The following is a 5,983-nucleotide window of genomic DNA, read 5'->3' as shown; positions in this document are numbered from 1 at the left end:
CTCCAGGAGCACCGGCAAGCACGCGGCCATGCCTTCCTTCATTGCCAGCCTGGCCGCCATCTGGAAGGCCATGTCGGAGGAATCGACCGCATGGTAGGAGCCGTCCGACAGGTTGACTGCGACATCCACGACCGGAAAGCCCAGCGGCCCGGATTTCAGATAGTCGCGGACCCCGGTCTCGACCGACTGGATGTAGGTCTTGGGCACGACGCCGCCGGTGATGGTGTCGGTGAACTGGAAGCCGGAGCCGCGCGGCAGCGGCTTGATCTCGATCACCACGTCACCGAACTGGCCATGTCCGCCGGACTGTTTCTTGTGACGGCCGCGCTGTTGCGCCGATTTGCGGATCGTCTCGCGATAGGGCACCGCCGGCGGATGGCCTTCGACCGGTATCTGGTTCTTGCCTTCCAGCCGCTCGCGCACCACGCGCAGATGCATCTCGCCATGGCCCGACAGCACGGTTTCAGCCGAGTCCTGGTTGTGGCGCAGGCTGAGCGAGGGGTCCTCCTCGGCCAGCCGCTGGATGGCAGCCGACATTTTCACTTCGTCCTTGCGCTCCTTGGGACGGAGCGCGAAGGCGAAGACCGGCTGCGGCGGCTCGAACTGGACGAGCGGCTTGATGCCGCCCTTGGCCGAACTCAGCGTCTGGCCGGTCTTGACCTCGTCCAGCTTGCCCAGCGCGACCGTATCGCCGGCCTTGGCGATGGAGAGCTTGGAATGGTCCTTGCCGAGCATCCGGTAGATGCCGGAAACCTTGGCCGTGTCGCCGCCGGGCAGCCAGAGTTCGGAACCGTCGACGACCTGGCCGGAGAGGATGCGCGACACCGACAGCTTGCCGCCATGCGAGGTGTGGATGGTCTTCATCACCTGGACCAGGGTAGCCGCGCCGTCGGGTGCACCGAGCCGCTTGCGGGTCGCCTCGATGTCAGGCGCGTCGTGGCGGATCGCCTTCAGGAGACGCAGCACGCCGTTGCCTTTCTCGGCGGTGCCGATCAGCACCGGGGTCACCGCGCCGTCGCGCAGGTCGGCGGCGAGATCGTCGAAGATCGCGTCCTTGGGCGGTTCGATCTCCTCGAGCAGCTGTTCCATCAACTGGTCATCATGGTCGGCCAGCGTCTCCAGCATCGAGAAACGCGCTTCGAGCTCGCGCGCCTTCTCGTCGCCGGGAATCTGCGCCACCTCGCTTTCGGCATATTCGCGATAGATGTAGGCGCGCTCCAGCGCCAGGTCGATCGAACCAATGACGACGCCGTCCTTGCGCAGCGGAATCTGGCGCAGCAGCAATGGCACGGCACTGGCCGGCTGCAGCATCTTCAGCGTGTCGCGCACGCCGGTGATTGCCTTGTCGACCTTGTTGAGAAACAGGATGCGCGGCACGCCGAGATCGTCGAGCTTGCGCATGATCAGTTGCAGGGCAGGGATCTTCTTTTCATCGGCCTCGGCCACGACCACCGCGAGGTCGCAGGCGGCCAGCACCGGTTCGGCTTCGAAAGAGAATTCGATGGAGCCGGGACAGTCGACGAAGGTGATCTGCTCGCCCATGAATTCGGTGGTGGCGATCGTCGCCTCGACGCTCATGGCGTGGGCGCGCGCCTCGGGCGAATGATCTGAAACGGTGTTGCCTGATGAAACGGGATTTTGTCGGGGAATTGAGCCCGTACGGGCCAATATGGCTTCGAGAAGTGTCGTCTTACCGCTTGCGAAGGGACCGACTATGGCAATGCATTTCGGTCCCGTGCGTCGTCCTCCGGCGCGAGTACCCATGACTGACCTCCACTCAGGCGTTTCCCGTAGGACCGACTGGCATGCATGGTTCAGGCGTGGTCAATCGGTCCTGAGCGGCGGCCGGCCTGTTCGACCGTCGCGGGCGGGGTTCTTTTCAAGTCCACCTGCCCAAAGCCATCGTCCCACTTGTTTGCCGGCAGGGCAAGGAAAATAGAAATCCTTTGCTCGGCCGTGGACCCGTGCTGGCCATATAGGGGGCTGGCAGCCGGAAGCTGTTGCACGTCGGCCGATATCGGCGGAAACTGAAGCTGGCGACCCGTCGCCCGCTGTTTTGAAGGACCATCGACCCATGAAGATCATTGCCTGCGGCAGCGTGCCGACCGTCATCGCGCCGGAAAAATACTTCACCGGCCGGGTGCTGCAGACGCCGATCATCGAGAAAGAGGCGCCGGCGCGGCTGCGAGCCACGCTGGTCAGCTTCGAGCCGGGCGCGCGCACCCACTGGCATACGCATCCGCTTGGCCAGACGCTCTACGTGACGGTGGGCGCCGGGCTTGCCCAGACGTGGGGCGGCCCGATCCAGCAGATCAGGGCGGGCGACGTCATCTCGTTCGCGCCTGGCGAAAAACACTGGCATGGCGCGGCGCCGAAATCGGCGATGACGCATATCGCCATGCAGGAGGCGCTCGACGATGTCCATGCCGACTGGCTGGAAGCGGTGACATCGGAACAATATGACGGCTGAATGCTCAGTCCGCAGGAACCCGGCTTCTATTCCAGCCGCAACATTTTCAGAAGAGGGCGACTCGCGGCGAGTCCCGTACCATGGCGCAGGCCATACTCAGTCGCCGGATCGACAGCGCCATGCCGCCCGTTCAACTGACCGTCGGCCAGTAATTTGCGAAACTCACGTCCGGACATAGCCATGTCAAAGCACCGTTTGCCCCTGGTCGCCGCTGTCTATCTTGGTTCGTTCGTGGCTCTGCTCGACGTCAGCATCGTCAATGTCGCGCTGCCGACCATCCAGCAGGCGTTGCAAACCGATTTCGGCGGCCTGCAATGGGTGGTCGACGCCTACACGCTGTGCCTGTCGGCCTTCATGCTGTCGTCCGGCCTGATCGGCGACCGCTATGGCCGCAAGCGCTCATGGCTGGCCGGCGTCGGCATCTTCGTGGCCGGCTCGCTGATCTGCGCCGTCGCGCCCAATTTGCCGGTGCTGCTGGCCGGCCGGGTCGTACAGGGCATCGCCGGCTCGCTGCTCATTCCAGGCGCGCTGTCGATCCTGACGCAAGCCTTTCCCGATGCGCGCCAGCGCGCCGGCGTCATTGGCGGCTGGGCGTCGTTCGCCGCCACCTCTCTGCTCGTTGGTCCCGTCCTCGGTGGCATCCTGGTCGAGACCGTCGGCTGGCAAAGCATCTTCCTTATCAACCTGCCGCTTGGTCTGATCACGATCGCGCTCGGTGCTGCTTCGATCAACGAGACGGCGCATCCCGAACATGCCCATCTCGATCTCGTCGGCCTGGCTCTCAGCATCCTGTGGCTGGGGGCGCTGACCTTTGGCCTGATCTCGGCCGGCGAGAATGGTTGGGGCGAGCCAAGGACGGTCACGGCGCTCATCGCAGGTGTCGTCGGCCTGGGTGCTTTCCTCGGCTTCGAGGCGCGCACGGCACGGCCGATGCTGCCGCTTGGCCTGTTCCGTGACGTCCGCTTTGCCGTCGCCAATGTCGCTTCGTTCGCGCTCGGCTTCACCTCCTATTCCAGCGTCTTCTTCTTCTCGATGTTCCTGCAGCAGGTGCAGGGCTGGTCGCCGACGCAGACCGGCCTGCGCATGGCGCCGGCCTTCATCGTCCAGATCGTGGTGTCGCCGTGGATCGGCAGGCTGAGCGCGCGCTATGGTCACTCCGCGCTGATGAGCATCGGCTATGTTGCTATCGGCCTGTCCATGCTCGGCATGTGCTGGGCCGGTCCTTCGACGTCCTACGCGATGCTGTGCCTTCTGTTCGCCATCGGCGGCCTCGGCAATGCGCTTGCAATCCCGCCCGGCAGCGCTGCCGCCATGTCCTATGCGCCGCGCGAACGCTCGGGCATGGTGTCGGCGGTCATCAATGCCACCCGCCAGAGCGGTCTTGCCATCGGCATCGCCTTGCTCGGCGCCTTGATGAGCATGCGGGCAACCAACCTTTTGACCGGGTATCTCGGCGATGCCGGTGTCGCCAACGCGGAAGCGGTCGCTCGTGCTGCAATTTCGCGGCATGATTTCGCAACCGATGCGGCGATGGGCGAAAGCGGCGTGCATGAACTCTATGCTGCCGCCTATGCTGGCGGCTTCCATGCCGCCATGCTGACGGCGGCGATCGGCGCGTTCCTCACCGCCGCACTGCTGGTTGCCGTGCTGGCGCCGGCCGAGGCGCGCTCGGCCAAAGAGACCAAGCACGAGGCGTGAGGCTGACGGCCCATTGAAAACCCGGCAGTGAAGCCGGGTTCTGCGTTCAAAGTGCGCCGCTCAGGTCAGCGAAGCCGTAAAGCGCTGGATGCGCGTGCAGGCTTCCTCCAGAAGCGTCTCCGAGGTGGCGTAGGAGATGCGGAAGTTGGGGCCGAGGCCGAAGGCCGAGCCGAACACCACCGCGACGCCCTCGGCTTCGAGCAATTCCGAGCAGAAGGTTTCGTCGGTGTCGATCGGCTTGCCGGCCTTGGTCTTCTTGCCGATCAACTGGGCGCAGGAGGGATAGACATAGAAGGCCCCTTCCGGCGACGGACAGGTGATGCCGCGCGCCTGGTTGAGCATCGAGACGACGAGGTCGCGACGGCCTTGAAAGATCGCCTTGTTTTTGGCGATGAAATCCTGCGGGCCATTCAGCGCCTCGACGGATGCCCATTGCGCGATGGTGCAGGCGCCCGATGTCTGCTGACCCTGGATCATGTCCATCGCCTTGATCAGTTGGACCGGGCCCGCCGCATAACCGATGCGCCAGCCGGTCATTGCATAGGCTTTCGACACGCCGTTCATGGTCAGCGTGCGCTCGTAGAGCTTAGGCTCGACCTCGGCGATGGTCTTGAAGACGAAATCGCCATAGGTCAGGTGCTCGTACATGTCGTCGGTCAGCGTCCAGACATGCGGATGCTTCAACAGCACGTCGGCCAGAGCGCGCAGTTCGGCCTCGGTATAGGCGGCACCCGACGGGTTCGACGGCGAGTTCATCAGCAGCCATTTGGTCTTCGGCGTGATCGCCTTTTCCAGCACGGAAGCGGTCAGTTTGAAGCCGTTGTCGATCGAGGTGTCGGCAAACAAGGAGGTGCCGCCGCAGATCGCCACCATCTCGGGGTAGCTGACCCAGTAGGGGCGAGGAATGATGACCTCGTCGCCGGGGTTCAGCGTCGCCATGAAGGCGTTGAACAGGATCTGCTTGCCGCCCGTACCGACGATGGTCTGCTCGGGCTTGTAGTCGAGATTGTTCTCGCGCTTAAACTTTTTTGCGATCGCCTCGCGCAGCGGCACGATGCCCGAAACCGGCGGATACTTGGTTTCGCCGCGGCGGATCGCCTCGATTGCCGCATTCTTGATGTTGTCGGGCGTGTCGAAATCCGGTTCGCCGGCGCCGAGGCCGATAATGTCACGGCCGGCATTTTTCAGCTCGCGCGCTTTCTGCGTGACCGCGATGGTGGCGGAAGGCTTCACGCGCGAAAGGGTGTCGGCAAGAAAGGCCATGAGCTTGACGTCTCCATGGAAGATCGGCGCGGCCAGGAGCGACCGCGGCGCTTCTCATGTCGCATGATTTCGCGCAACGCAAGCATTGTCGGCTGATCCAGGTCTCAAGGAGCTGTGATCGGACCCGGGGTCGGCAACAATAAATTCATTAACGAGCGGTAGAGGCTTGAGTGGCAGGATCGCAGACCAATTGCGGAGCGAGGAACCGTGTCGCGCAGCGTCGGGCTTGCCCACATCATCCGTCAGGACGACGGCACCTCCACCGGTGTCTGGGGCATCTACACGTTGCAAAGCGCTTTCCAGCCGATCTTCGCCTTCAAGGAAGGCAAGCTGTCGGTGGTCGCGTTCGAAGGGCTGATCCGACCGTTCCGCGACGGCGAGCCACAATCGCCGATGAATTTCTTCTCGACCTGTCCGGCCGCCGACCGGCTGCATATCGAGGCGCTGACCAGGACGCTGCATCTTCTCAACGCCGGTGCCTGCCTGCCGCAGGAAGCGTCGATCTTTGTTAATTTCGACCCGTCGGTGTTCACCGAACGCACTGTTGCCGAC

The 5,983-nt window shown here is 63.7% G+C and carries 4 protein-coding genes and 1 pseudogene; 3 read left to right on the top strand and 2 right to left on the bottom strand.

Features of this window, described 5'->3' with window-relative positions:
• A partial coding sequence (locus EN879_RS21280; protein ID WP_127274226.1) for an elongation factor G occupies positions 1-1,764 on the bottom strand: 1,764 nt, incomplete at its 3' end.
• 310 nt (positions 1,765-2,074) lie between these two features.
• On the opposite strand from EN879_RS21280, the gene EN879_RS21275 reads away from it, so the two are divergent.
• The gene (locus tag EN879_RS21275) at positions 2,075-2,470 is read left to right on the top strand and encodes a cupin domain-containing protein (protein ID WP_024504148.1); all 396 of its coding nucleotides are present in this window, start codon (positions 2,075-2,077) and stop codon (positions 2,468-2,470) included.
• Between the two features lie 180 nt (positions 2,471-2,650).
• A complete protein-coding gene (locus tag EN879_RS21270) occupies positions 2,651-4,168 on the top strand; it encodes an MFS transporter (protein ID WP_127274225.1) in 1,518 nt (505 codons plus the stop codon).
• Between the two features lie 60 nt (positions 4,169-4,228).
• Here the strand turns inward: EN879_RS21270 and EN879_RS21265 are convergent, their stop codons facing one another.
• A complete protein-coding gene (locus EN879_RS21265; RefSeq protein ID WP_063168806.1) occupies positions 4,229-5,431 on the bottom strand; it encodes a pyridoxal phosphate-dependent aminotransferase in 1,203 nt (400 codons plus the stop codon).
• Between the two features lie 207 nt (positions 5,432-5,638).
• Between EN879_RS21265 and EN879_RS21260 the strand changes: the two are divergent.
• Positions 5,639-5,983: pseudogene (locus tag EN879_RS21260) on the top strand (EAL domain-containing protein); the annotation flags it as partial.

Source organism: Mesorhizobium sp. M7A.F.Ca.AU.002.02.1.1 (assembly GCF_003998535.1).
GTDB lineage: Bacteria > Pseudomonadota > Alphaproteobacteria > Rhizobiales > Rhizobiaceae > Mesorhizobium > Mesorhizobium ciceri.
This window is presented reverse-complemented; position numbering and strand designations above follow the sequence as displayed.